The organism is Streptomyces sp. C10-9-1 (assembly GCF_024497955.1).
Lineage (GTDB): Bacteria > Actinomycetota > Actinomycetes > Streptomycetales > Streptomycetaceae > Streptomyces > Streptomyces sanyensis.
Window position 1 is genome coordinate 234,999 of record NZ_JANHKP010000007.1, and the last position, 25,054, is coordinate 260,052.

At 73.5% G+C, this 25,054-nt stretch carries 26 protein-coding genes; 10 read left to right on the forward strand and 16 right to left on the reverse strand.

The features are described from left to right. Window positions 1-172: 172 nt before the first annotated feature. Window positions 173-655, reverse strand: coding sequence for a CarD family transcriptional regulator (locus NPS70_RS12335; RefSeq protein ID WP_003953493.1), 483 nt, complete (start codon window positions 653-655; stop codon window positions 173-175). Between the two features lie 641 nt (window positions 656-1,296). Between NPS70_RS12335 and NPS70_RS12340 the strand changes: the two genes are divergently transcribed. Next, the gene (locus NPS70_RS12340; RefSeq protein ID WP_256524215.1) at window positions 1,297-1,944 is read left to right on the forward strand and encodes a DUF461 domain-containing protein; all 648 of its coding nucleotides are present in this window, start codon (window positions 1,297-1,299) and stop codon (window positions 1,942-1,944) included. Window positions 1,945-2,125: 181 nt separating this feature from the next. Here NPS70_RS12340 and NPS70_RS12345 read toward each other — a convergent pair whose 3' ends face one another. Together NPS70_RS12345 and NPS70_RS12350 are read right to left on the reverse strand one after the other, a co-directional pair. Then, window positions 2,126-2,806, reverse strand: a complete 681-nt coding sequence (locus NPS70_RS12345; RefSeq protein ID WP_256524216.1) for a response regulator transcription factor — start codon at window positions 2,804-2,806, stop codon at window positions 2,126-2,128. Then, complete coding sequence (locus NPS70_RS12350; RefSeq protein ID WP_256524217.1) at window positions 2,803-4,068, reverse strand: cell wall metabolism sensor histidine kinase WalK; 1,266 nt, start codon at window positions 4,066-4,068, stop codon at window positions 2,803-2,805. Before NPS70_RS12350 ends, NPS70_RS12345 begins: the two co-directional genes overlap by 4 nt. Before the next feature lie 199 nt (window positions 4,069-4,267). Between NPS70_RS12350 and phoU the strand changes: the two genes are divergently transcribed. Then, entirely contained in the window at window positions 4,268-4,945 is a 678-nt protein-coding gene (gene phoU / locus NPS70_RS12355) for a phosphate signaling complex protein PhoU (protein ID WP_256524218.1), read from the forward strand. A 58-nt stretch (window positions 4,946-5,003) separates the two neighbouring features. On the opposite strand, the gene NPS70_RS12360 is transcribed toward phoU, so the two are convergent. From NPS70_RS12360 to NPS70_RS12370, 3 genes are all read right to left on the reverse strand, one after another. Further along, window positions 5,004-6,374, reverse strand: coding sequence for a serine hydrolase (locus NPS70_RS12360; protein WP_256524219.1), 1,371 nt, complete (start codon window positions 6,372-6,374; stop codon window positions 5,004-5,006). 353 nt (window positions 6,375-6,727) lie between these two features. Beyond that, window positions 6,728-7,114: a hypothetical protein gene (locus NPS70_RS12365; protein WP_256524220.1), complete on the reverse strand. Its 387-nt coding sequence runs from the start codon at window positions 7,112-7,114 to the stop codon at window positions 6,728-6,730. Between the two features lie 256 nt (window positions 7,115-7,370). Then, window positions 7,371-8,129: a phosphoglyceromutase gene (locus NPS70_RS12370; protein WP_256524221.1), complete on the reverse strand. Its 759-nt coding sequence runs from the start codon at window positions 8,127-8,129 to the stop codon at window positions 7,371-7,373. A gap of 150 nt (window positions 8,130-8,279) precedes the next feature. Here NPS70_RS12370 and NPS70_RS12375 point away from each other — a divergent pair, with 150 nt between their 5' ends. After that, entirely contained in the window at window positions 8,280-9,644 is a 1,365-nt protein-coding gene (locus tag NPS70_RS12375; RefSeq protein WP_256524222.1) for an MFS transporter, read from the forward strand. Window positions 9,645-9,698: 54 nt separating this feature from the next. On the opposite strand, the gene NPS70_RS12380 is transcribed toward NPS70_RS12375, so the two are convergent. The 3 genes from NPS70_RS12380 to mshA form a co-directional block, all read right to left on the reverse strand. After that, on the reverse strand, window positions 9,699-11,324 hold the full coding sequence (locus tag NPS70_RS12380) for an MFS transporter (RefSeq protein WP_256524223.1): 1,626 nt from the start codon (window positions 11,322-11,324) through the stop codon (window positions 9,699-9,701). Between the two features lie 76 nt (window positions 11,325-11,400). Beyond that, window positions 11,401-11,901 (reverse strand): YbjN domain-containing protein, encoded by a 501-nt coding sequence (locus NPS70_RS12385; protein ID WP_256524224.1) that lies wholly within the window; start codon window positions 11,899-11,901, stop codon window positions 11,401-11,403. 14 nt (window positions 11,902-11,915) lie between these two features. Beyond that, window positions 11,916-13,256 (reverse strand): D-inositol-3-phosphate glycosyltransferase, encoded by a 1,341-nt coding sequence (gene mshA / locus NPS70_RS12390; RefSeq protein ID WP_256524225.1) that lies wholly within the window; start codon window positions 13,254-13,256, stop codon window positions 11,916-11,918. A gap of 361 nt (window positions 13,257-13,617) precedes the next feature. Between mshA and NPS70_RS12395 the strand changes: the two genes are divergently transcribed. The 3 genes from NPS70_RS12395 (at window position 13,618) to NPS70_RS12405 (ending at window position 17,378) form a co-directional block, all read left to right on the forward strand. Further along, the gene (locus tag NPS70_RS12395; protein WP_256524226.1) at window positions 13,618-14,400 is read left to right on the forward strand and encodes a class I SAM-dependent methyltransferase; all 783 of its coding nucleotides are present in this window, start codon (window positions 13,618-13,620) and stop codon (window positions 14,398-14,400) included. Window positions 14,401-14,700: 300 nt separating this feature from the next. Then, entirely contained in the window at window positions 14,701-15,795 is a 1,095-nt protein-coding gene (locus tag NPS70_RS12400) for a C40 family peptidase (protein WP_256524227.1), read from the forward strand. A 329-nt stretch (window positions 15,796-16,124) separates the two neighbouring features. Continuing rightward, the gene (locus tag NPS70_RS12405; RefSeq protein WP_256524228.1) at window positions 16,125-17,378 is read left to right on the forward strand and encodes a PP2C family protein-serine/threonine phosphatase; all 1,254 of its coding nucleotides are present in this window, start codon (window positions 16,125-16,127) and stop codon (window positions 17,376-17,378) included. A 33-nt stretch (window positions 17,379-17,411) separates the two neighbouring features. On the opposite strand, the gene NPS70_RS12410 is transcribed toward NPS70_RS12405, so the two are convergent. From NPS70_RS12410 to NPS70_RS12420, 3 genes are all read right to left on the reverse strand, one after another. Next, window positions 17,412-17,756 (reverse strand): DUF2516 family protein, encoded by a 345-nt coding sequence (locus tag NPS70_RS12410; RefSeq protein ID WP_256524229.1) that lies wholly within the window; start codon window positions 17,754-17,756, stop codon window positions 17,412-17,414. A 117-nt stretch (window positions 17,757-17,873) separates the two neighbouring features. Then, window positions 17,874-18,431: a hypothetical protein gene (locus tag NPS70_RS12415; RefSeq protein ID WP_256524230.1), complete on the reverse strand. Its 558-nt coding sequence runs from the start codon at window positions 18,429-18,431 to the stop codon at window positions 17,874-17,876. A 32-nt stretch (window positions 18,432-18,463) separates the two neighbouring features. Then, window positions 18,464-18,904 (reverse strand): helix-turn-helix domain-containing protein, encoded by a 441-nt coding sequence (locus NPS70_RS12420; RefSeq protein WP_256524231.1) that lies wholly within the window; start codon window positions 18,902-18,904, stop codon window positions 18,464-18,466. Between the two features lie 395 nt (window positions 18,905-19,299). Here NPS70_RS12420 and NPS70_RS12425 point away from each other — a divergent pair, with 395 nt between their 5' ends. Then, window positions 19,300-19,710, forward strand: a complete 411-nt coding sequence (locus NPS70_RS12425; RefSeq protein WP_256524232.1) for a VOC family protein — start codon at window positions 19,300-19,302, stop codon at window positions 19,708-19,710. Window positions 19,711-19,723: 13 nt separating this feature from the next. Further along, the gene (locus NPS70_RS12430; protein WP_256524233.1) at window positions 19,724-19,984 is read left to right on the forward strand and encodes a hypothetical protein; all 261 of its coding nucleotides are present in this window, start codon (window positions 19,724-19,726) and stop codon (window positions 19,982-19,984) included. A gap of 60 nt (window positions 19,985-20,044) precedes the next feature. On the opposite strand, the gene NPS70_RS12435 is transcribed toward NPS70_RS12430, so the two are convergent. Both NPS70_RS12435 and NPS70_RS12440 read right to left on the reverse strand, forming a co-directional pair. Then, complete coding sequence (locus tag NPS70_RS12435) at window positions 20,045-20,638, reverse strand: hypothetical protein (RefSeq protein ID WP_256524234.1); 594 nt, start codon at window positions 20,636-20,638, stop codon at window positions 20,045-20,047. 256 nt (window positions 20,639-20,894) lie between these two features. Then, a complete protein-coding gene (locus NPS70_RS12440; protein WP_256524235.1) occupies window positions 20,895-21,728 on the reverse strand; it encodes an SDR family oxidoreductase in 834 nt (277 codons plus the stop codon). A 218-nt stretch (window positions 21,729-21,946) separates the two neighbouring features. Here NPS70_RS12440 and NPS70_RS12445 point away from each other — a divergent pair, with 218 nt between their 5' ends. Next, window positions 21,947-22,423 (forward strand): hypothetical protein, encoded by a 477-nt coding sequence (locus tag NPS70_RS12445; protein WP_256524236.1) that lies wholly within the window; start codon window positions 21,947-21,949, stop codon window positions 22,421-22,423. Window positions 22,424-22,595: 172 nt separating this feature from the next. Then, window positions 22,596-23,549, forward strand: a complete 954-nt coding sequence (locus NPS70_RS12450; protein ID WP_256524237.1) for an aminoglycoside phosphotransferase family protein — start codon at window positions 22,596-22,598, stop codon at window positions 23,547-23,549. A gap of 28 nt (window positions 23,550-23,577) precedes the next feature. Here the strand turns inward: NPS70_RS12450 and NPS70_RS12455 are convergent, their stop codons facing one another. Beyond that, window positions 23,578-24,111, reverse strand: a complete 534-nt coding sequence (locus tag NPS70_RS12455) for an HAD domain-containing protein (protein WP_256524238.1) — start codon at window positions 24,109-24,111, stop codon at window positions 23,578-23,580. Continuing rightward, window positions 24,108-24,821, reverse strand: coding sequence for a GNAT family N-acetyltransferase (locus NPS70_RS12460; protein ID WP_256524239.1), 714 nt, complete (start codon window positions 24,819-24,821; stop codon window positions 24,108-24,110). The genes NPS70_RS12455 and NPS70_RS12460 overlap by 4 nt, the downstream gene beginning before the upstream one ends. Window positions 24,822-25,054 lie beyond the last annotated feature (233 nt).

Below are 25,054 nucleotides of genomic sequence, written 5' to 3' on the forward strand. Positions count from 1 at the left end.
GGCCGTTCAGGCGGTCGGCGGGGCGGCGTCATGCCCTGGCACAGGCGCCTCCCGCGGGGGGTGGATACGCCGCGGATACACCGCGGCGCCCGCCGGCGGGCTGGAGACCCCCGCCCGACGTGTCGGGCGGGATGTCCAGCATGCCGGCGGGCACCGCGGTATCAGTGGTGCGTCAGGACGCGAGGACCTCGTCGAGCAGGGCCTCGGCCTTGTCCTCGTTGGTGTTCTCCGCGAGGGCCAGCTCGCTCACCAGGATCTGGCGCGCCTTCGCGAGCATCCGCTTCTCACCGGCGGACAGCCCGCGCTCGCGCTCGCGGCGCCACAGGTCGCGCACGACCTCGGCGACCTTGATGACATCGCCCGAAGCGAGCTTCTCGAGATTCGCCTTGTAGCGACGAGACCAGTTCGTCGGCTCTTCGGCGTAGGGTGCACGCAGCACCTCAAAGACCCGGTCCAGTCCGTCCTGACCGACCACGTCGCGCACGCCGACGAACTCGGCATTGTCAGCAGGCACACGAACCGTCAGGTCGCCCTGGGCGACCTTGAGCACCAAGTAGGTCTTGTCCACGCCTTTGATCTGACGAGTTTCGATGGCCTCGATCAGCGCGGCCCCGTGATGGGGATAGACCACGGTGTCGCCAACCTTGAACGTCATGTGACAGGTACCCCTTCCGTGGCTATCCAGGGTAACACGGAAACAGCGCGTTCTGAATGGCGTTTTCGCAGGTCAGGGCATATCTCGGGGCTTGACAACAGAGACGGGGACGTGCTGCGGCCGCCATCCGGAAGGGGGTATTCGCAGGTGGGAGGCGCTGCACGGGCACACGGAAACGCACACCGTACCCATCCGGGACCCCCTCCGCCAGGGGTCCGAACGTCCTGTTTCGCCCGGTTCCTGAGAGGTGGATCACACCACCCGTTCGACTGCCGACCACCCGTCCGGGGGACCGGCCCCCGCGAATCACGCAGCCCGGGAATCACGAATTGATCAACCGGCGCAATTCCCGGGATAAGGACCGTGCCACGAAATTGATCACCCCTCTTATGCGAACGGCGCGGTAAGCACCGCGGGCCACCGGGTGTCCGGAAGCCGTACGGAAGCGCCCGCCGGCGCCCGGTCGGGGGCGCTCCGCCGTCGCCGCGGGCGCGGGTCACCCCGAAGGGCGGGTCGGGTGCGGGGCGTGACGGGCCGCTCGGTAACCTAAGCCCCGAGCTGATCGCCCGGGGTGTCACCGCACAGGCGGCAGCCACCCCAAACCGTCCGCACGTCCGTACGTCCAAGGAGATGCCGCCGCCGTGAGCCGCAGCCTTCGACGCGGTGCCCTTGCCGGCGCTGCCATCGTCTTCTCGATCGCCTCGCTCGCCGCCTGCGGTGCGGGCAACAACGCGCAGACCCTCGGCGTGCGGCCGGACAACGCCGCGACCGCCGTCGACAGCCTGAAGCTCCAGAACGGCACCGTCATCACCCAGCCCGAGGCCGGGGCCGAGGGCCCCGCGGTCGTCTCGGTGACCGTCTTCAACGACGGTGCGCGCGACCAGACCCTGGAGTCGATCACCCTCCCGGGCACCGACGCCGCGGTCGAGCTGTCGCCCGCCAGCGGCTCCGGTCCCCTCACGGTCCCGGCCGGCGGCCGGGTCGTCATCGGCGGCAAGGGCAACGCCTCCGCGGTGGTCGAGGGCGGCGGCGAGGCCCTGCAGGACGGCGGCACCCAGGAGGTCGTCTTCCGCTTCAGCGAGACGGGCGACGTGCGCCTGCTGGCCTTCGTCGTCCCGGGGACCAGCTACTACCAGGGCTTCGGTCCGAGCTCCGCGCCCGAGTCGCCCTCCGAGAGCCCCTCCGAGAGCCCTTCCGGGGAGGCCGCCAGCCCCTCGCCCACCGGCTCCCCGGCCGGTGAGGCCGAGACGGAGGCCGCGGGCGGAGAGACCGGCCCCGAGGCCGGCTGACCGGTCGCACCCGGCGCCCCGCCCGTCCGGACCGCGCGCCGCACCCCGGCGCGCGCCCCGGAGGGCACGGCGGCCGCCGCACACGCAGAACGACGCCGGGGGGCGTCCACCGCGGTACCGCGGTGGACGCCCCCCGGCGTCGTTCTGCCCGCACCGGCGGAGCCGGGCGCGGGCGGGCCTCCTACGGCTCGAACTTGTAGCCGAGACCGCGGACGGTGACCAGGTACCGGGGCGCGCCCGGGTCCGGCTCGATCTTGGCGCGCAGCCGCTTGACGTGGACGTCGAGCGTCTTGGTGTCGCCGACGTAGTCCGCACCCCAGACCCGGTCGATCAGCTGCATCCGGGTGAGGACCCGGCCCGCGTTGCGGAGCAGCATCTCCAGCAGGTCGAACTCCTTCAGCGGCAGGTCCACCTTGCCGCCCGAGACGGTGACGACGTGGCGGTCCACGTCCATCCGCACCGGACCGGCCTCCAGGGCGGCCGGGGCGACCTCCTCCGGCTCGCCGCGGCGGCGCAGCACCGCGCGGATGCGGGCGACCAGCTCCCGCGAGGAGAAGGGCTTGGTGACGTAGTCGTCGGCTCCTATCTCCAGGCCGACGACCTTGTCGATCTCGCTGTCCTTGGCAGTCACCATGATGACCGGGACGTTGGAGCGGCCGCGCAGCTGGCGGCACACCTCGGTGCCGGGCAGGCCGGGCAGCATCAGGTCGAGGAGGACGAGGTCGGCGCCGTTGCGCTCGAACTCGTCGAGCCCCTCGGGCCCGGTGGCCGCCACCGCGACCTCGAAGCCCTCCTTGCGGAGCATGTACGACAGTGCGTCACTGAAGGATTCCTCGTCCTCGACGACGAGCACACGGGTCACGGAAGGACCTCCGGGGCTGGGATCTCGCTGTTCGGATCGGTGTCGTAAGGCCGGTCGTCGCCCTCTTCGACGCGATCCGGTCCGGTGGTGGTACCAGTGGTGCGGTCCCGCGAGGCGCCCGCCTCGGGCAGTCGCAGGGTGAACGTGGAGCCCTGGCCCTCCGAGCTCCACACCGTGACCTCCCCGCCGTGCGAGGCGGCCACGTGCTTGACGATGGCCAGACCCAGGCCGGTGCCCCCGGTGGCCCGGGAGCGCGCCGGGTCGACCCGGTAGAACCGTTCGAAGATCCGCTCGCGGTCCTTCTCGGGGATGCCGATGCCCTGGTCGGTGACGGCGATCTCGACGAACTCGCCGCCGGGTGCGCTGACCCGCCGGGCCGCGATGCCGACCCGGGTGCGGGCCGGGGAGTAGTTGACGGCGTTCTCGACGAGGTTGCCGAGGGCCGCGGCCAGCTTCCCGCGGTTACCCCATATCCGCAGGCCGGCCGAGCCGCCCTCGGCCATGGTGATCTGCTTGGCGGACGCGGTCTGGCGGGAGCGGTCGATCGCCTCGGCGACCAGTTCGTCCACCGAGACCGGCTCGGAGTCCTCCAGCGGGTCGTCGTTCTGGACCCGGGAGAGGTCGATGAGCTCCTGCACCAGGTTGGTCAGCCGGGTCGCCTCGACCTGCATCCGCCCCGCGAAGCGGCTGACCGCCTCGGGGTCGTCGGCGGCGTCCATCACGGCCTCGGACAGCAGGGAGAGAGCGCCGACGGGGGTCTTCAGCTCATGGCTGACGTTCGCGACGAAGTCCCGCCGGACCGCTTCGATGCGCCGCGCCTCGGTCAGGTCCTCCACCAGCAGCAGCACCAGCCGGGACCCCAGCGGAGCCACCCGCGCCGAGACCGCCAGGGCCTCGCCCCGACCGGTCCCGCGGCGCGGGAGGTCCAGCTCCACCTGGCGTATCTCACCGTCACGCCGGGTGTCGCGCGCCATGTGCAGCATCGGTTCGACGGCGAGCTTGCCGCCGCGGACCAGGCCCAGCGCGTAGGCGGCGGAACTGGCCTTGACGACCGAGTCGGACTCGTCGAGGACGACCGCGGAGGAGCGGAGCACGGACAGGACGGTGTCCACGCCGGGGGGCAGCACCGCCTCGGTGTGCAGCGAGCTGCGCGTGGGGCGCCGCTGCTCGCGTTCGCTCCAGCGGAACGCCAGCACCGCGATGACGCCGGTGCACAGACCGGCGATCGCTGCGGCTGCGGCGACCGCCGCGTTCACGTCCATGCTCACCAGGTTATGCGTGCTCCCAGGGCGCCTCCCAGCCGAACGGGTGGCACCCCGAACAGTCGTCGCCCAGAGTTCACCGAGGGGAAAGTACCGGTTCATTTGTGGTGGACCGTACGGACCACTCCGGCCCCGAACGTGGGAGCGTGGGGGCCTCGGAGCCCACCCGGACCCCAGTCGCACAAGAGAGGGACACCCCATGCGGGACGCGTACCACGAGGAACTGGACTCGATCGGCGAGGGCCTGGTCGAGATGGCCCGACTCGTCGGGTCGGCGATCGGGCGCGCCACCACGGCCATGCTCGACGCCGACCTGAAGCTGGCGGAGAGCGTGATCGCCGCCGACCAGAAGGTCGACGACCTGCAGCACGACCTGGAGGCCAGGGCCATCGCGCTGCTGGCCCGCCAGCAGCCGGTGGCCACGGATCTGCGGATCGTGGTGACCTCGCTGCGGATGAGCGCGGACCTGGAGCGCTCCGGCGACCTGGCCCAGCACGTCGCGAAGCTGGCCCGGCTGCGCTTCCCCGAGCGGGCCGTCCCGGACGACCTCCACGCGACGATCCTGCAGATGGGACAGCTCGCCCAGCGCCTGATGGCGAAGGCGGCCGAGGTGATCATCACCAAGGACGTCGACCTGGCCCTGCAGCTGGAGCAGGACGACGACGAGATGGACCTGCTGCACCGCACCCTCTTCCAGCACCTGATGGACGACCGCTGGAAGCACGGCATCGAGACGGCGGTGGACGTGACGCTGCTGGGCCGCTACTACGAGCGCTTCGCCGACCACGCGGTGTCGGTGGCGAAGCGGGTGGTCTACCTGGTGACCGGCGAGCACGCGGACGAGCTCCAGCAGCCGACGCCCGTCGAGGGCGCCTGAGACGTACCGGCCGGGCCGCGGCCCGGCCGGTACGGGCGGCCGGCGTCCACCGGGGCGGTTACTGCGAGGAGGTCGGCGACGGTGTCCCCGGCCCGGTCGGGGACACCGTTCCCGAGCCGCCGGGAGAGGCCGTTCCCGAGCCGCTGGGGGACACCGTTCCCGAGCCGCTCGGGGAGGCCCCCGTTGCGGGCCCCAGGCGGAAGACGTGGTCGGGGGTCGCGACGGTGGTGATGGCCGTCCCGAGGAGCGTGCTCGGATCCGTGCCCTGGTAGGGGGTGTCGCTGTTGAGCAGCACCACCAGGGTGGCCTTCTCCGCGGGGAGGTACAGCGTCAGGCTCTGGTACCCGGGGATGGAGCCGTTATGGCCGATCCACCCCTGCGCGGTGAACAGGCCGAGCCCGTAGGCGGCGCCCGGGAAGTCCGGGCTGGTCGCCGTCCGGAGGCGCTGCCGCTGCGTCGCGGGCTCGATCAGCGGCGCGCCGGTGGCCACCACCGGCGCCCAGGTCCGCAGGTCCTCCAGGTCGGAGATCATCGCGCCCGCGGCGTTGGCGTCGGACGGGCTCCAGTTCGTGGCGTCCGTCTCCTCCCCGTTCGGGGTCTGCGTGGTGTAGCCGTGGGCGTACGGCTCCGGGATCCGCGCGTTCGTCGGGTAGAGCGTGGCGTTCATCTCCAGCGGCCCGAGCACGTGGTCGCGGAAGTAGTCGGCGAGGCTCTGCCCGCTGACCTCCTCCAGCACCCGCCCCAGCAGCACCGTGTTGGTGTCGCAGTACACCAGGCGGGTGCCGGGAGTGAAGACGAGCGGGTGCCTGAAGGAGTAGTCGAGCAGCTCCTGCGTGGTGAAGACCCGCTCCGGGTCCGCCTCCAGTGCGGCGACGAAGTCCGGGTCCTGCGTGTAGTCGTAGAGGCCGCTCTGCATCCGGGCGAGCTGCCGCAGCGTGATCCTGTCCCCGTCCGGCACGCCGGAGACGTAGCGCGAGACGGGGTCGTCGAGGCCGAGTTCTCCGCGGTCCACGAGCTGGAGGATGCCCGTGACGGTGAAGGTCTTCGTCTCGCTGCCGATGCGCATGTGCAGATCCGTCGCCATCGGCGCGGAGGTCTGCTTGTCGGCGACGCCGAAGGCGCGCACGTAGTCCGGCTGCCCCTCCCGCCACAGCCCCGCGATGACGCCCGGCACCCCGGCCGTCCGCATGACCTGCCGGATCGCGGCGTCCAGGCGGGCGGCGGTGGCGGTGTCGGCCGGGGAGGACGTGGCCGTCGGGGAGCCGGAAGCGGCGGTCGGCGAGGACAGGCGGGTGCCCGCGCTCTCGGTCACCTTCCCGCCGGAGCAGGCAGCGCCCGCGAGCAGGGCTGCCGCGGTCGCCACGGACACCGCGACCGCGCGTCGCAGTCGCCGGGGCGCGGCGCGGCGTGCGGGGGTGCTGGTCGGCATGGGGGCTCCCAAGGTGTCGGAGAGGGCGGGGCACGCCACGGGCGGGACGGACGGCCGGACGCTCCCACCCCGCCCGTCCCCGCGGCGGGCCGCGTCCCCGGGCTGCATCCCCCGGGGCGACCCGCGATCCGCCGGGCACCGGCGGACACCACCTCATCGGGTCCCCCCACGACCGCCACACGGCGGACACGCCGGCCGCGACCACCGGTCGTGGCCGTGACGGGTGCGGAGGTCACCGGGGGCCGCCGCGCCGGACTCCTTCCGCCCCCGCTCGCAGGCCGCGCCATGCGGCCCTCAGCCGTTCCAGCTCCGGGCGGGGGAAGGGCCGGCGCCATTCCCGCCGGTAGCCGTCCTCACCCAGCTCGTGCAGGACTCCGTCGAACGCGCGGACGACCGCCCGGCAGAACACGTCGAGCGGCTGGCGGCTGGCGGCTGGACCAGAGGACGACGCCGGAGTCGGCCGGAGCCCGGTAGTCGTCGGCCGTCACGACCGTGATGTCGACCTCGGGCCCGTCGCGGCTGAAGAACCACCGGTACACCTCGGGTTCGGCATCGAACTCGGCTGTGGTCCGCGTGTCCGTCAGGACCAGGCGCACGAGTGCGTACAGGAAGTGGGCGGCTGCGTCCGTGCCTGCGTAGTACGAGGCGGTGGTGTCGACCCCGTCGTACTCGTCCTCGGCCGAGATCCGCGCCCAGCCGGCGCCCTGCACCGTCCAGGTGAACGTCAACGTCGCCGCCATGAGGCCCCCCACCACGTGTGACCACACCCTACGGCGCAGCGATCCGGCGGATTCCCGATCGAGCGGCAGGCCGGACCGGGCGCGGCTCGGAGAGGCAGAAGGCCGTCCGCGAGAAGCACCACCACCCGTTCGGGAACGGCAGGCTCCGGGCGCACCCGCTCTCCGGCTCTCCCGTCACCCCGCCGGCGCCCACGGCGGCGAGAAGCCCCCTGACCGCCGGGAAACAGCGGGCAGGGGGCCTCGTCGTGCCGTCGGGCTACTTCTTGCCCTGGTTCCTGACCGCTTCGATGGCCGCCGCGGCCGCCGTCGGGTCGAGGTAGGTGCCGCCCGCGACGAGAGGGCGGAAGTCGGCGTCGAGTTCGTACACGAGCGGGATGCCGGTCGGGATGTTCAGGCCCGCGATGTCCTCGTCGGAGACGCCGTCGAGGTGCTTGACCAGTGCGCGCAGGCTGTTGCCGTGGGCGGCGACCAGGACCGTGCGGCCCGCGAGCAGGTCGGGGACGATGCCGTCGTACCAGTACGGCAGCATCCGCTCGACGACGTCCTTGAGGCACTCGGTGCGCGGGCGCAGCTCGCTGGGGATGGACGCGTAGCGCGCGTCGTCCGACTGCGAGTACTCGGCACCGTCCTGCAGGACCGGCGGCGGGGTGTCGTACGAGCGGCGCCAGAGCATGAACTGCTCCTCGCCGAACTCGGCCAGGGTCTGCGCCTTGTCCTTGCCCTGGAGCGCACCGTAGTGGCGCTCGTTGAGGCGCCAGGAGCGGTGGACCGGGATCCAGTGGCGGTCGGCGGACTCCAGGGCCAGCTGCGCGGTGCGGATGGCGCGCTTCTGGAGCGAGGTGTGCAGCACGTCGGGGAGCAGGCCGGCGTCCTTCAGCAGCTCACCGCCGCGGACCGCCTCCTTCTCGCCCTTCTCCGTGAGGTTGACGTCCACCCAGCCGGTGAACAGGTTCTTCGCGTTCCACTCGCTCTCGCCGTGGCGGAGGAGGATCAGCTTGTACGGTGCGTCGGCCATGCGTAGGAGCGTAATCGACGGCCGCCGAGGCCCGCGCGCCTGCCCGAAGGGCGGACTCGATTGACGGTGGCCGTCAATTCGGTGGTCCCCCCAAGGCCCACGACCGTAAGGTGCGGGAGCAAGTCCACCACTTACACATCAGGGGGAACCATGTCGGTCGCCGGACTGAGACGCGCGGCCCGCGAGAGCGTCGCCGGCCTCCCCCGGGAGTTCTGGTGGCTGTGGACCAGCACCCTCGTCAACCGGCTCGGCGGCTTCGTCGCCACCTTCATGGTCCTGTACCTGACGATCGAGCGCGGCTACTCCGCCTCGTACGCGGGGCTCGTCGCGGCGCTGCACGGCCTCGGCGGGGTGCTCTCCTCCCTCGCCGGCGGGGTGATGACCGACCGGCTGGGGCGGCGGCCGACCCTGCTGCTCGCGCAGACCTCCACCGCCGTCTCCATCGCCGTCCTGGGCCTGGTGCAGGATCCCGTGGCGATCGCGGTGGTGGCGTGCCTCGTCGGCATGGCGAGCAACGCCTCGCGCCCGGCGGTGCAGGCGATGATGGCGGACATCGTGCGCCCCGAGGACCGCGTCCGGGCCTTCTCGCTCAACTACTGGGCCATCAACCTGGGCTTCGCGATCTCGTCCGTGGCCGCCGGGTTCATCGCCGAGTTCAGCTATCTCGCGGGCTTCCTCGGCGAGGCGGTGATGACCCTCGTGTGCGCGATCGTGGTCTTCGTCAAGCTGCCCGAGTCCCGCCCGCCGAAGGAGGCCGCACCGGAGGCGGGGGCGGCCCCGGTCGCGGAGGTGGGCCTGCGCGACGTGCTGCGGGACCGCCGCTTCATGGCGGTGGTCGGCCTGTCCTTCCTCCTGGCGACGGTCTTCATGCAGGGCCACACCGGCCTGCCGCTGGCGATGGCCTCGGAAGGGTTCACCAGCTCGGACTTCGGTCTGGTCATCATGGGCAACGGGCTGCTGATCGTGGTGCTCCAGATCCCGGTCACCCGGTTCATCGAGAACCGCGACCCCGGGCGGCTGCTGGTCGTCTCGGCACTGCTGGCGGGCTACGGGTTCGGGCTGACCGCCTTCGCCGGGTCGATCGGCCTGTTCGCGCTGACCGTGGCGGTGTGGACGCTCGCCGAGATCGTCAACGCCCCGACGCAGACCAGCCTGGTCGTGCGGTTCTCCCCGGTGCACGCCCGCGGCCGCTACCAGGGCGTGTACACGCTGTCCTGGTCCGCGGCCGCCCTGGTCGCGCCGCTGCTGTCCGGCCTCGTGGTGGACCGCTGGGGTCCGGCGTGGCTGTGGGCGCTGTGCGCCGCCATCGGCACGGTGGCCGCGATCGGGTACTGGTTCGTCGTGCGCGGGGTGCCCGAGATCCCGCGGTCGGCGGACGCGGACGCCCCGGCCGGGAGCCCGGGACCGGCCCCCGGGTCCGTCTCCCCCGCACCGGTCGAGGCGGTCGTCCCCTCGCAGGTCCCCGCCGCCGCGGAGCCCTGTGAGCCGTGCCGCCGCGACGGCACCGCCGTCTGACCCGCCCGGCCCGGCGACCGCCCGGCGCGGGCCCCGCCGGACCGCGCGCCGCCGTCAGCCGCCGGTGCCGCCGCGCTCCGGCCCGCCGCCGTCCCCCGCCGTACCGCCGGTGACCCGGGTGCCCGGGTGCCGCAGCGCGAAGAGGAAGGCGACGGCCAGGGCGACGGCCATCCCGCCGAACACCCACTGGTTGGCCTCGGCGAAGTCCGCGCGGACGGCGTCCGCGGCCCGGCGCATCACCGTCGCGACCGGCCCGTCGCCGCTCGGGGTGCTGCCGTCCGGGTGCCCGGTGACCGCCTCGGCCACCGAGCGCCCCACGTCCTCGGCCGTCTCGCGCGGGACGCCGCGGCCCTCCAGGGTCCCCGCCACCCGGTCGGCGGTGGTGTGGGTGAGGATCGTGCCGAAGACGGCGATCCCGACACTGGCCGCGAAGTACCGCACGGTCTGCGTGATGCCGGTGACCTCGCCGTAGGAGGCGTCGATCGCCCGGTTGACGGCGTCCGTGGCCGCGGGGGCCAGCAGCAGGCCGATGCCCGCGCCCGCGAGGGCCGCGTACGGCCACTGGTCGTGCATGGACAGGTCGGTCAGCTTCGCCGCCCACAGCGCGAAGCCGACGGCTCCGACGGCGGTGCCGAGCAGGAGCGCCGGACGGGCCCCGCGCTTGTCCAGGATGTGGCCGCCCCACTGGGACGCGAGCCCGAAGCCGATGAAGAAGTACAGCAGGTACAGCGCGGCCTGGTTGGGCGAGGCGCTGAGCGAGACCTGGGCGTACACCGAGGCGAAGAAGAACACGGGGACGAAGGCCAGCATCGCGAAGAACAGGACCAGGTTGTCCGTGGCGAACGCCCGGTCGCGGAAGACCCTCAGGGTGATCAGCGGCTGCTCGGTGCGCAGTTCGTAGCGGCAGAAGACGACCAGCACCGCGAGGCCGACGGCGATGCAGGCCCAGGTCGCGGCGCTGCCCCAGCCCCAGGCCGACGCCTGCTGGAGCCCGAGCACGCTCAGCCCCATGCCGACGGCCACCAGGACCGCGCCCGGCACGTCCAGCCGCCCGGCGCGGCGCCGGTCGGGGATGCGGGCCAGCGCGGCGAGCACCAGGGCGACGGCGGCGACGGGCACGTTGACCCAGAACACCGCCCGCCAGGTCCATGCGGTGAGCCAGCCGCCCAGCAGGGGGCCGAGGGCCGTGAGCGCGCCGGAGAGCCCGAAGAACAGGGCGAGCGCCCGGCCGCGCCGCTCCACCGGGAAGACGTTGACGACGACCGCCAGGGCGGCCGGGAACATCAGGGCCGCACCGAGTCCCTGGGTGGCACGGAAGGCGATGAGCCAGGGCTGCGCCGCGTCGCCCGAGGGGACGAAGCCGCAGAGCGCGGAGGAGACGACGAAGACGAGCGTGCCGACGACCATCGTCCTGCGGTGCCCGAGGATGTCCGACAGCCGGCCGCCGAGGGCGAAGAAGGCGGCCAGGGCCAGCAGGTAGGCGTTGACGACCCACTGCATCCCCGAGGCGGAGAGGCCGAGTTCGCCGATGATGCTGGGGGCCGCGATGGCCACGATGGTCTGGTCGATGAAGGTCATCGACACCGCGCACAGCATGGCGGCGAGAGCGAGCGTCTGGTGCGGCGCTCCCGGGGCCGCCTTCCGGGGCCCGGGGTCGGCGGGGGACCGTGTTGTGCCCATGGCACGAGTCTGACCCCGCCTCGCGGGGCCCGCACCTCTGCTCCCCCCGGCCCGCACCCTCGGGGCCGGGGGGCCTTCAGTCCTCGGAGCGCCGCGTCAGATGCGCGAAGGCCTCCAGGTTGCGCGTCGACTCGCCGCGTGAGACGCGCCACGCGTGCTCGCGGCGGATCGCGCTCGCGAAGCCGAGCTCCAGCAGCGGGTTGAAGGCGCTGTCGGCCGCTTCGAGGACGGAGCCGAGCAGCCTGTCCAGTTCCTCGGGTGCGACCACCGACAGGGGAAGCCGGCCCACGAGGTAGACGTCGCCGAGGGCGTCGACCGCGTAACCCACCCCGTACAGCCTGAGGTTGCGCTCCAGCAGCCAGCGGTGGACGCCCTCGGCGTTCTCGTCGGGGCGGCGGATGACGAAGGCGTTGACGGAGAGGGAGTGCCGCCCGATCCGCAGCGAGCAGGTCGTCGACAGCTTGCGCGTGCCGGGGAGGGTGACGACGAACGTGCCCGGGGCCGGGCTCTCCCACTCCAGTCCCGCGTCCTTCAGGGTCTGTTCGACGACCCGTGCCGCCTGCTCCTCGTCAGCCATGCAGGGAGCGTACGTCAGCGGTGGAGGGCCCGCGTGCGGTGGCGGTGGTCGTACATCGCGGCCGCGTACACGTCCGCCGTGGCCGCCGCCGCGGTGCCCCAGCCGAAGGAGCGCGCGTGCCGGGCGGCGGCGGCCCCCATCCGCTCGCTGCGGGCGGGGTCGCGGAGGAAGGGGGCCAGGGCGTCCGCGTAGTGGGCCGGGTCGTGGCCGGGCACCAGGAAGCCGGTCTCCTCGTCGCGCACCGCCACCGGCAGGCCGCCGACCGCGGCCGCGACCACCGGGGTCCCCGCCGCCTGCGCCTCGATGGCCACCAGGCCGAAGGACTCGCTGTAGGAGGGCATGACCAGCACCGACGCGGCCCGGAACCAGTCCGCGAGCTGCTCCTGGCCGACCGGGGGGCGGAAGTGCACGACGTCCGCGATACCGAGGCGCGCGGCCAGCTTCTGGAGCCCCTCGGGCCTGGCCAGTCCGCTGCCGCTCGGGCCGCCGACGACGGGAACGTGCAGACGGCTGCGCAGGGACGGCTCGCGCTCCAGCAGGACGGCGACCGCGTGCAGCAGGACGTCGGGGGCCTTCAGCGGCTGTATGCGGCCCGCGAACAGGGGCACGAAGGCGTCCCGGGGCAGCCCGAGCCGGGCACGGGCGGCGGCCCGGCCGTCGGCGGGGCGGAAGACGTCGAGGTTGACGCCCGGGTGCACGACGGCGGTCTTCGCCGGGTCGGCGTCGTAGAAGCGGGCCAGCTCGTCCGCCTCCTCGGCCGTGTTGGCGATCAGCCGGTCCGCGGCCGCGACGATCTGCGTCTCGCCGATGACCCGCGAGGCCGGTTCGGGGGTGTCGCCCTCGGCGAGGGAGGCGTTCTTCACCTTGGCCATGGTGTGCATGGCGTGGACGAGGGGCACCCGCCACCGCTCGGCCGCGAGCCAGCCCACATGGCCGGAGAGCCAGTAGTGGGAGTGGACCAGGTCGTAGTGGCCGGGCCGGTGGCCGGCCCAGGCCCGCATCACCCCGTGGGTGAAGGCGCACAGCTGGGGCGGCAGGTCCTCCTTGGCGAGCCCCTCGTAGGGGCCGGCGTCGACGTGCCGGACGAGGACGCCGGGCGCGAGTTCCACGACGGGCCGCAGCCCGCCGGTCGTGGCGCGGGTGAAGATCTCCACCTCGATGTTGATCGCGGCCAGGCGCTTGGCGAGTTCGACGATGTAGACGTTCATCCCGCCCGCGTCGCCCGTCCCCGGCTGGTGCAGGGGCGAGGTGTGGACGCTGAGCATGGCGACCCGGCGCGGCTTGCGGTGACCGCCGGGGAAGCGCAGGCGGGGGGCCATCCGGGCGCTGCCGAGGCGGGAGACGTACTGGCTCACGTCGGCGGTCCTCTCACTGCGGGCACGGCGATCTGCGGGACTGGCTCTCGTCTCGCACGCCTCACAACAGCGGAGGGTCATCGTCCATTTCCGCGACCGGGTCGTTTTGCCAAATCATTACCCGCGGGCGGGCGCGTCCGCGTGCGTTCCGGCCCGGGCCGGAGGACCGGCCGGGCGCCGGCTCCTCCGCGGCGGGGCCCCGGGCGCGGCGCCCCGGCCGGCCGGCGCGCGGCGCCGGACGCGCCGCCCCGCACGTCGGACCCCGTACGGGACGCACCCGGGCGGTCCGGCAGTGCGGCGAGGCGCCGCAGCCGCAGCGCACCCGCCGGGGGGCCAGGGGGCAGGCCTTACCCTCGGAGCCATGAACCGCCCCGTCGGCACCGCCACCCGCGGGACGACCAACCCCAACCGCCTGCGCCGCATGGACCGCTGGATCGCCGCCGTCCACGGCGCGGCGCTGCGGCGCAGCGACGCGCCGCCGATCGCCGTCGACCTGGGGTACGGCGCCGCCCCGTGGACGGCCGTCGAACTCCTCGGCCGCCTGCGCACGGCCGACCCCCGCTGCCGGGTCGTCGGCATCGAGATCGACCCCGCACGGGTGGCCGCCGCCGCGCCGTACGCGCGCGAGGGCCTGAGCTTCCGCCACGGAGGCTTCGAGGTGCCCACCGAGCGGCGCCCCCTGCTCGTCCGGGCGGCCAACGTGCTCCGCCAGTACGGCGAGGAGGAGGTGACAGCGGTCTGGGAGCGGCTGTGCGCCCGCCTCGCGCCCGGCGGCCTGCTGGTGGAGGGGACCTGCGACGAGGTCGGCCGGCGCCACGTCTGGGTGGCGCTCGGCCCGGAGGGGCCGCGGACGGTCACCTTCGCCACGCGGCTCGGCTCCCTGGACCGGCCCTCGGACCTGGCCGAACGCCTGCCGAAGGCGCTGATCCACCGAAACGTTCCCGGCGAGCCCGTGCACGCCTTCCTGCGGGACTTCGACCGCGCCTGGGCGGCCGCGGCGCCCTACGCACCGCTCGGCGCCCGGCAGCGGTGGATCAGGGCGGTGGGCGACCTGGCCGCCGACTGGCCGCTGACCGGCGACCGGCGGCGCCGTCGGCAGGGGGAGGTCACGGTGGCCTGGGGGGCCCTCGCACCGGCCCGCTGACCGCCGCGGGCCCCACCCCCGGCCTCCCCGGCCACCGGAACGGGGGCCGGGCGCCCGTACGGGTGAACCCGCGCCCTCCGGGAACGCCGGGAGCCGCCCGCTCGTCAGTGAGGTCGGGCGGCGAGGGGGCGGCCGGGCGCCTGCGCGGCAGGAGCCGGCGGGTGCGGGGAATCCACAGGAAACGAAGGGGCGAGGGCCCTGTCGCTTTGCACGGCGCCGTGGCACTATCACGGACGTCACACAGAAGTTACTGACGGTTAATCAGTTTTTTGGGGTGGGCGCTTGCCCGGAGGGGGAGTCGTGATTCGACGCCGCATCGCCACTGCCGCCGCGATCGCCGTGGTCGGCGCAGTGACCGCGCTGACCGTGCTCGCGGCGCCGGGGCAGGCCGTCGCAGCGCCCGAGCCGCAGCCGCCCGCCTCCGTCACGGTGCCCGGGGAGATGGCGCCTCCGCCGCCGGGCGAGTCGCTCGAGGCCGTGCGCCTGAAGCTCGAAGAGCTGTACCGCCGGGCCGCATCCGCCACGGACGCCTACAACCTCGCCGAGGAGCGCACCGGGAAGCAGGCCGCCGAAGTGGTGCGGCTGGCGCAGCGGATGGCCGAGGGACAGGCCCGGCTGGCCGACCTCAAGGAGCGTGCGGGCGCCGCGGCCCGGGCGCAGTACCGCGGCGGCGGGCTGCCCCCCGAGGCGCAGTTGGCGCTCACCGACGACCCGCGGCTCTTCCTCGACGGCCTGGGCCGCATCCGGCAGGGCCACAAGGCCACCAAGGACCTCATCGCGGAACTGGCCAGGACCCAGGCCGACCTGACGTCCTACAGCGAGAGCGCCAGCGCCGAGTGGGGCAAGCTGGAGGCCAACCGGCTGAAGCGGGACAAGGCCCGCAAGGAGATCGAGACCAGGATCGCCGAGGCCAGGGAGCTTGAGGACAGGCTGGAGCAGGAGGAGCTGGCACGGCTCCTCGAACTGGAGCGCCAGGCCCAGGACCGCGCACAGAGCCGGTGGCTCGGCTCCGGCATCCTCAAGGAGATCAGCGGCCGGGCCAGCGAACAGGGCCGCAAGGCCATCGACTTCGCCACCGACCAGATAGGCAAGCCCTACGTCTGGGGCGCGGAGGGCCCCGGGTCCTACGACTGCTCCGGACTGACCTCGCAGGCCTGGGCGGCGGCCGGCCGCACCATCCCGCGCACCTCCCAGGAGCAGTGGCGGCTCCTCCCCCGGGTCCCCCTCGGGGAGATGCGCCCCGGCGACCTGATCATCTATCACGACGACGCCAGCCATGTCGGCATGTACGTGGGCAACGGCTCGATCATCCACGCGCCCCGCCCCGGGCGCCATGTCACCCTCGCCGGAGCCGGGTCGATGCGGATCCTCGGAGTGGTCCGCCCGGACCGGTAGCCGGCCTCCCGGGCGGTCAGGCGCCGGGTCCCCACGGCCCACGCACACGTCGCACCCCGGACACGTCCCGGGCGCACCATCGGCACGCCCTCCCGGCCCACGTGAGTTGCGACACGCGTCACATGAGGTCAAAACGGGCGCCCCGGAGGGAGCCGGGTGACCTTCGTCATGATCGGGCGGTCAACTACCTCCCCATGCGCGGCATATGCCAGCGCCTCTTCACCGGTCGCCATTCCGTTCCGCCGCCGCCTAACGCTATGGTCCCCGTCTGGCGGATGCCGTTCGGCGCCGTCGCCGCGCCCTCGGGGGGAGGGAAGGAAACCGGATCGATGTCCGTACCCGTACCGCGACAGAGGAACGTCCCCGTCGCGGAGACCGCCCCCGGCGGAGCGCCCGGCGGCGACCTGACGCTGCTGGTCGTCGAGGACGACCCGACGGGCACCTTCGGCGTCCCCGAGGTCCGCGACGCGACGGGCGCCCGGGTGCGCATCCGCACGGCCCGCAACCTCACGGAGGCGGAGCGGCTGCTCACCGACGACGTCCACTGCGTCCTCGTCGACCTCGCGCTGCCCGGCCGCCCCCAGGACGGGGAGCTCGGCGCGCTGAGGCACCTCCTGCACCTCGCCCCCCGCCACGCGGTCCTGGCCCTGACCGGCTCCGGGGACTCCGCGCTGGCCGCCGAGGCCGTCCGCATCGGCGCCCAGGACCACCTGGTCCGCGAGGAGCTCGACGCGCCGCTCCTCACCCGCGCCGTGCGCTACGCCGTCGAGCGCAAGCGCGCGGACACCGCGCAGATGAAACTGGCCGAGTCCCGGCTGCGGGCCCAGGAGAACGCCCGACTGGAGCGCGGCCTGCTGCCCACCCCCCTCCTGGAGGGCTCGGACCTGCGCTTCGCCTCGCGCTACCGCCCCGGACGCTCCCGGGCCCTGCTGGGCGGCGACTTCTACGACACCGTCCGCACCCCGGACGGCACCGTCCACGCCATGATCGGCGACGTCTGCGGACACGGCCCCGACGAGGCGGCCCTCGGCGTCGAGCTGCGCATCGCCTGGCGGGCCCTGACCTTCGCCGGGCTCTGCGGGGACGAGCTGCTCTCCACCCTCCAGCGCGTCCTGGAGCACGAGCGGGAGAGCGAGGAGATCTTCGCCACCCTGTGCACCGTGGACATCGCTCCCGACGGACGGCGGGCGGGCCTGTGCCTGGCCGGGCACCCCGCCCCCCTCATCGCCCGCCACGGCCGCGCCGCCCAGCTCCTCCCCTACGAGGACGGCGGACCGGCCCTCGGCCTGCTCCCCCGCGCCCGCTGGCCGCGCCGCCAGGTGGAGCTCGGCGGCGTGTGGAGCCTGCTGATGTACACGGACGGGCTGATCGAGGGGCGCAAGGGACCGGGCACCCGGCAGCGCCTCGGCCAGGAGGGCATGCTCGCGATGATCAACCGGCAGCTCACCGACGGCCTGGAGGGCGAGGCACTGCTCGAAGCCGCGGTCGGCGAGGTGAGGGAGCTGAACGGCGGCGATCTGACCGACGACGTGGCGGTACTGCTGCTCAGCCGGGCCGCGCAGCGAGGACGCAGGACCGGCTGACGGGAGGGCCGCGGGGTACGCGGCCCCCTACCGCTAGCGGCCGCCGTTCCAGGGGCCGTACGGCCCGTCGCTACTGGAACCGCCGCTGCGGCGACCGCCGCCCGAGACCTCCCGCAGGGCGGGGCGCACGTCGACGAAGAAGACGATGCTCGCGATCAGTCCGGCGATCGACAGCAGCAGCATCGAGAAGAACGGGACGACGTTCACCGCGACCGCCAGGCCGAGGACGATCAGCCAGAAGGACTTGGTCTTCTTGCCCGCGGCACGGTACGCGTCCTCACGCGCCGCCGCGGCCATCACCAGGGCCGTCACGGACGTCACGATGAACACCAGCCGGGTGATCATCATGAGTCCCAGGTCGAAGTTTTGAGCGAGCATCCCCAACACCGCCTCGTCAGTCGTGTGTGCCGCCTCGCGGCCAAGGTACCTCCGGGGCCGCCGCCGACGCGACGAGCCCGCGGGGGCACCGCGTCACCGCGGTGCCCCCGGGGCAGGTCACTCGCCCGCGGGCGGCGTCGCCTTCTTCGCGGCTGCCTTGCGGGCGGGGGCCTTGCGGGCCGCGGGCTTCGCGGCCGCGGGCTCCGCCTTCGCCCGGTCGCCCTCGGAGGCGGACGGGGGCTCGACCGCGACCGCGATCTCGGTGATCTCCTCGGCCGCCTCGCCGCGCCACGCACGCACGGTGTGCTCACCACGCTCGGCGACGCGCTCGTAGGTCTCGCGCGCCTTCACCGCGTACTCGGCGGCCACGCCCACACCGCGCAGCGCCAGGTCCTGGGCGTTCCCGCCGAGCTTCTTCAGGTCGGTGTCGAGCCCGCCGAGGAACTCCGCGACCTTCGCCTGGGCCTCCTTGGCCTGGGCGCCGACCCGGTCCTGGACGGCCTTGGGGTCGGTGTTCCGCACCGCCTCGATCCTCGCGGGCGCCTGCGCGGCGAACTGCTCGACGAGCCCGGGCACCTTCTTCGCCTGCTGCACGGCCAGGTCGGCGGTGCCGGCGGCGAAGTAGAGGGGAGTCGGGTCCTTGAAGGTCTTGCGCAGGTCATCGGTGATGGCCATGACTGTCGTCCTCCCGAACGCAGATGGGTCGTCTAGTTCATGCTCGGACCGGCATCGCCCGCGTCGGCCGTGCGGGGGCCGTCATCGGCGGTGTCCTGGGCACCGGCCTCGGGGCCGGTACCGGGGTCGAGCCCGTTCTCCTTGCGGAAGGACTCGTAGATCTGGAGCAGCACCTGCTTCTGGCGCTCACTGATCGAGGGGTCGGCGAGTATCGCCGCCCGCGTCTCCAGCCGGTCCCGCTCCTGCTCGTCGAGGATCCCGGCACGGACGTACAGGGTCTCCGCCGAGATACGGAGGGCCTTGGCCACCTGCTGGAGCACTTCCGCGCTCGGCTTGCGCAGCCCGCGCTCGATCTGGCTCAGATACGGATTGGACACCCCGGCGGCGTCGGCGAGCTGCCGCAGCGACAGCTGCGCGTTGCGCCGCTGCTCGCGGAGGTAGTCACCGAGGTTGCCGACGTTGAGCGATGCCATGCCCCGATGGTGCCGCACCTCCGCTAACTATTGCAAGCAACTGCTTGCAAAAGTGTTCCGCGCCTCACCCGGCCCGGTTGTGACCGAGCACGCCGGCCGCCACTTGAGCAGGGCACCTGTCACCGCTCGGCTCGGCGGACTCCCGTGCGGGCGAGGAGCGCCTGTCCTGTCGCACTGAAGCTGTCGGATTCTCATTGCGTCGCGCGCTGAGCGACGAAGTTTGCCCCGTTCGTGGGGTTTGATCTTATTTTCCTGGTCCGGTTCTCGGCCTGTTCACGGTCGTTCTCGGCAGGTACGCGGAGCCGGAGGTGGCGATGGATCTGGGGCTTGTCGATGTCGAATGGGCCGAGGTCCTGTCTCGAAGTCGGGGTGTGAGCTTGTGACAAGATCGCGGGATGCTGCGACTCACCGATTTCATTATCGACTGCCCGGACACGATGAAGCTGGCGGCTTTCTACTCCGAGGTGACGGGCCGTCCGATCAAGGAAGGCAGCTCCGGGGACTGGGCTGGAATCCAGTTCGGCGAGATCGAGCTGGCATTCATCCGGGTGGACGACTATCGCGCCCCGCAGTGGCCCGACAGCGAGCACCCCAAGCAGTTCCACCTCGACTTCGAGGTGGACGAGATCAAGTCCGAGCAGCGCCGCGTCCTCGACCTCGGCGCGACGCTGAGGAAGGACTTCATCGGCCCCAACGGCTACGGCTGGCAGGTCTACACCGACCCGATCGGCCACCCCTTCTGCCTGTGCCGCAACAAGGGCGTCATCTGGACCGACCAGGGCCCGGTCTGGCCCAAGCGTGACTAATCAGATTCCGGTCATGGAGAACAGCGACATTACGATCAAGCTCACCCCGGACGAGGCCCTGGTCCTCTCGGACTGGCTGGAGCGAGTACGGATGACAGATCTCAGCCGCCTGGTCGACGATCCGGCAGCCTGGGCCCCGATCCACAAGATCGCGGGAACACTGGACAAAGCGCTCCCTGGAATCTTCGCCGCCGACTACGCCGAACGTCTGGAAGCGGCCCGGCACCGTCTCCGGACGGCCACGGGCAGCCTTGCCGAAGAGCGAGACGGCTGAGCTGCCCTTGCCCACCACCAGCGCGCTTCCGTGAAAGCCGCACGCTGCCCCGCTGTCCGCTCAGTCGTCGAAGTGGAGTTCGGGCCGGGTCCAGAGGGTGAGGTCGCTGCCGGTGGCGACCGCCAGGGTCCGGCCGGAGGGGGAGAACCCGGCCGCGCGGAGTTCCGAGTGCTCGGAGTGGAGGACGTGCCACCACGTCCCTCCCGCCGGGCCCTTGTGGGACCCGCCGTCGGCGGAGAGGATGACGCGGTCGTGGGGCCACTCGGGGCTGACGACGTCCAGGGTCCAGCCGTCCGGCGTGGTGCGGTGCAGTCCGCCGCCGAAGAGTCCGGCTATGCGTACCGGGACGCCCGTGATGGGGCCGAGCCCGGGGCAGGTGAGGTCCGGGTGGGCGTCGGGGGTGCTCGTTTCCGGGTCAGGGTCCCGGTCGCGGGCGATCTTCTCGCCGGTGACCGCGTCGAAGAGTCCATGGCCGTCGCTGGACACGGCCATGACGAGATCGTGGCCGCTGTCGGGATGGACGGCGAATCCGATACCGAGAAGGCCCCCGATGGGAGTCCTGCGGTCCGTCACCGGCTGCCACGGCTCGGGAGCCGACATGACGGGGGCGGCGAGATAGCGCTCGCGCAGCTTCCGCCGGTACTCCGTGATCACGTCGTCTCCTCGGTACGGTCCGCGTCGTGGGCGCGGATCCGTGGCACCCTGCGCACATCGTCTCCCGGCGGTGGAGGGCGCGTCCCCCGGGGCCCACGCGGCGGCTGCCTGCCGTCGGCGCAGCGACGGCGCCGTCCGGCCCGGGCAGGCGCGGCCGGGAACGGCACGACGCGGCCCTCCCGTCCCGCCCGCCGGAGGGACGGAGGGAGGGACGGAGGACCGGCACCGGTCTCCCCGGGCCGTCTGCGCTCGGGTCTCAGCGGAAGGCCGCACCGTGGTCCGACACCCACTGCCGGAACGACCGGGCCGCGGACCCGGTGACCCGGGGAACGGTGTCGCGCACCTTCAGCAGCTCGTCGTTGACGTCACCACCCGTCAGGTCGAGTACGGCGTCGGCGATCTCGTCCCCCAGGAAGGGAGCCAACTGCCGGTGTGCCTCCTCGCGGCCCGTCTCGACGAGGGCCACCTCCCGCCCCAACTCGGCCGCGATGGCCGCCACCTGCCGTCGGACCGTGATGCGCTCCGGCCCGGTCAGCGCGTACGTCCGCCCCCGGTGACCCGGCTCGGTGAGCGCCACAGCGGCCACCGCCGCGACGTCCGCGGGGTGGACGGTCGGGAGACCGACGTCGGGATACGGCGCCCGTACCAGGCCCCGTTCGCGGACCGACTGCGCCCACCACAGGGCGTTCGAGGCGAACTGGGTCGGCCGAAGGACGGTCCAGTCCATGCCGCTGCCCTTGACCAGGCGCTCGACGGCCAGGTTCCCGGCGGCCGCGGGCAGGTGCGGATGGGTCTGCACCGTGATCGACGACACGAGCACCACGTGCTCCACGCCCGCCTGCCGGGCGGCCTCCAGGACCCCCGCCTCCGCGCCCGTGCCCGACAACAGGAACAGCGAACGGGCCCCCTCCAGGGCGGCCTTCAGGGAGTCCGCCCGCGCGAGATCGCCCTGAACGGCTTCCGTGCCGTCAGGGAACGAGGCCCGTCGCACGTCGCGGGTCAGACCTCGCGCCGGCACGGCACCGGCCAGGTGCAGCTCCCGCAGCAGAGCACTTCCGATGTTCCCGGTCGCGCCGGTCACGAGGATCATCGTCGCCCCTTCCTGTTCGTCGGCCGGTGGCCGCGTCCATCGGCACGCTAGGACCTCGTCCGCGCTTGAGGTCAAGGAGCGGTCCGCCCGGACGACGACGCCGCCGTGCCCGGCGGCCACGGCGGCGCCCCGCCCCCGGCACCCCTGCGCAGCCCCCGAGGTTCCCGGGAATCCGCCGCCGACGCCGGATGTCAGTGCCTGCGCCTACTGTCGTCCGCATGGAGCAGCACGACACGGAGCAGCACGAGGCACCCGTCCTCTTCCCTCTGGGCGGGGACTTCCTCCCCGTGGCCGGTATCGAGTCCCTGACCCTGGACGGACGGCGGTACTACTTCGGGTTCGACTACAAGAGCGACATGGTCCTGTCCGTGCTCTTCGAGGACCCCGCGGACATGGCCGCCTACGCGAGCACCTACCTGAGTCTGACGACAGGCCGGCAGGACGCGTCCTTCTGGGCTCGGGAGGCCGCCCGGTCCGAGGGAGCGTCCGGCCTGTGCGAGGACGGCAACGGGGAGTTCACCACCGAGGCGATACGCGGCGGACGGCTGACCCGGGGCCGGGAACGGCACCTGCGCTACCTCCTGTACGCCCTCGACCATGCCCGCCACGTCATCGCCACGGATCCGCCGCTGCCCGGCACCTGGTCGCCGCTCCTCGAAGCGGCCGCCGGTCTCCCGGACGACCCCGACGACTGACGTCCGGCACCCGCCCGGGCGGCCACCGGCCGGCGCTTCCGCGACCGTCCCCGGTGGGCCGGGACGCGGCTCGGGGCTGCCGGTGCCGCACCCCGGTACGGGAGCCGCGGCCGTCCTGCCTCCCCGCGAAATCCGCTGTACCGCACGGCCTGCGGCGTCCGAGACTTGCGGGGTGAAGCTGCACCGGGACGAGATCACCGTCGACGAGTCGCTCGTCGTGTCGCTGCTGGAGCGTCAGCGGCCCGAGTGGGCCCGCCTGCCCCTGGCACCGGCGGGCGCGGGGACGGACAACGTCATGTACCGGCTGGGCGACGAGCTGGTGGTCCGCCTTCCCCGCACCGCCGCCGTGAACGACGCGCTCCGCAAGGAGCGGTACTGGCTGCCCCGGCTGGCTCCCTTTCTGCCGCACGCCGTTCCGGAGCCCGTGCACACCGGAGCCCCCACCCGCGCGTACCCGCTGAACTGGTCGGTCTACCGCTGGATCGACGGCGAGGAGCCCGGTCCCGGTACCGTGCGGGACTGGGAGGCGTTCGGGGCCGACCTGGCGGAGTTCGTCCGGGAGCTGCACGGCACCGCGCTGATGGGTGCGACGCCCCGGGACGGACTGAGCTGGTACCGCGGCGGCCCGCTCGGGGCCTGCGACTCGTGGGTCGGCGAGGCCTTCGACGCGTGCCGGGCCCTCGCCCCCGGGGTGAAGGACACGGAGCCGGGCGCGGCGGGGGACGCCGACGGGGGCGGGCCACTGGACGTCGACGCACTGGAGCGACTGTGGCGCAGGGCGCTCCGGCTGCCCGGCCCCGCCGGCCCGCCGCGCTGGCTCCACGGCGACCTCCGGCCGTCCAACCTGCTGGTCCGGGAGGGCGCGCTGCACGCCGTCATCGACTTCGGCGCGCTCTCGATCGGCTTCCCCGACGCGGAGCACGCGCCGCTGTGGGACCTGCCGCGCGCGGCGCGGGAGAGCTACCGCGCCGCCCTGGACGTGGACGGGGCGGCATGGGAGCGCGCCCGTGCCTGGGCGATCGCCGTCGGCGTCAGCGGGTACTCCCACTACCGCGGCAGCTGGCCCGCCTTCGCCGCCGCGTGCCGCGCTCGACTCGTGGCCGTCCTCACGGACGCGGCGGGCTGAGCAAGCCGGGCGGGTGTTCCGGTGGGCCTCACCGGTGGGCGCGGACCCACTGCGAGAGGACGGCGAAGTCGGCTTCCGTGAGTCCGCGGCGGTGGTCGACCAGGTGCAGCAGCGCGGGGCCCCGGTGGTGGGCCGCGACCCAGGTCCGGTCCGTCCCCGTGAGTTCGTCGTCCACCCAGGCGAAGGCACGGCCCCGGGCGGCGGCGACCAGGGAGCGGGTCTTCCAGTGGAGCCCGGCCCGCAGGTCCGCCTCCGCGGTGTCGGGCCGCTCGACGACCGGCAGGACGCGCAGGGCGGGCAGCCCGAGCCAGGGGGCGATGACCGTGTTGGCGTCGTCGGCCCAGGTCGACGCCCACACCAGCTCGCATCCCAGAGCCTCCAGCCGCCTGCCGTGCGCGGGGTCGATCCGGGAGACGAGGGGATGCTTCTCCGCCGCACGCGGCGCGTACGGCGAGCGGTACCCGGGGTAGCCGCCGGGGCGGAGTTCCGCGGGTGCCCCGAAGGGGATGAGGGGGCCGTCGACGTCGAGGAAGAGGAGCGGCCGGTCCTCCGGGCGGGTCATGCCCGCGCCCCGGGGTCTCCCGCGTCGTCCCCGGTGGGCCGGCGCGGGGAGTCGGGCACCGTGGCTCGCGGGGCGGAGGGCCGCCCGGACACCGCGTGGGCCCGGGCGGTCCCGCGGCGCGGCGAGGCGCCGTGGACGTCGTCCCCGGCCCGCCGCTCCGCCCAGACCTCCCGGGTGAGGGCGTACTCGACCTCGCCGTACTCGGATCCGGGCAGGGGATCGGGCCAGTCCTCGGTGTAGCGGCGGACGAGGGACAGCCCGGCCTTCTCCATCACCCGGCGGGAGGCGGTGTTGACCGCCATGGTGTCGGCCTTCACCCGCCGGACCCCGTACCCGGTGAACCCGGTGTCGATCAGCGCCCGCGCGCCCTCGGTGGCCAGGCCCCTGCCCCAGGCGGCCGTGTGCAGCCGGTAGCCCAGCTCCACGACGGCCGCGGTGTCCTCGGCGAGGGGACGGAACTCGAACCAGCCCAGGAAGGCACCCGTCTCCCTGCTCTCCGCCGCCCAGTAGCCCGGGGTCCCCAGGCAGGGATGGACGTGCATCAGCCGGGGAAGGGTGCGGGTCTCGACGGCCTCCAAGGTCGTCGGCCGCCCGCCGTTGACGAAGCGCATCACGGACGGATCGCCGTCGAGGGCGAGCACCGGACCGGCGTCCCGGGCGGTGAACGGCCGCAGCGCCATCCGCCCGGTCGTGAGGAAGACGTCGTCCATCGCCGCATCCTCCCTCCGGTCGCGGGCCCGCACCAGCGGATTTCCGTCCCCGTGCGGCCCGCTCCGAACGCGGGCGCGGCCGGGCGGCGGGGGCGCCGGGGCCCGGTCGGGCGGGCACGCGGCGCGGCCTGCCGGGGGACGGCCCGGCCCGGGGAACGGCGCGTGGGCCCGTCCCCGGTCCGGCCTCCCGGGAGCCGCGCCGGGCGCCGGGGGCGGGGAGGGCGAACCGTTCC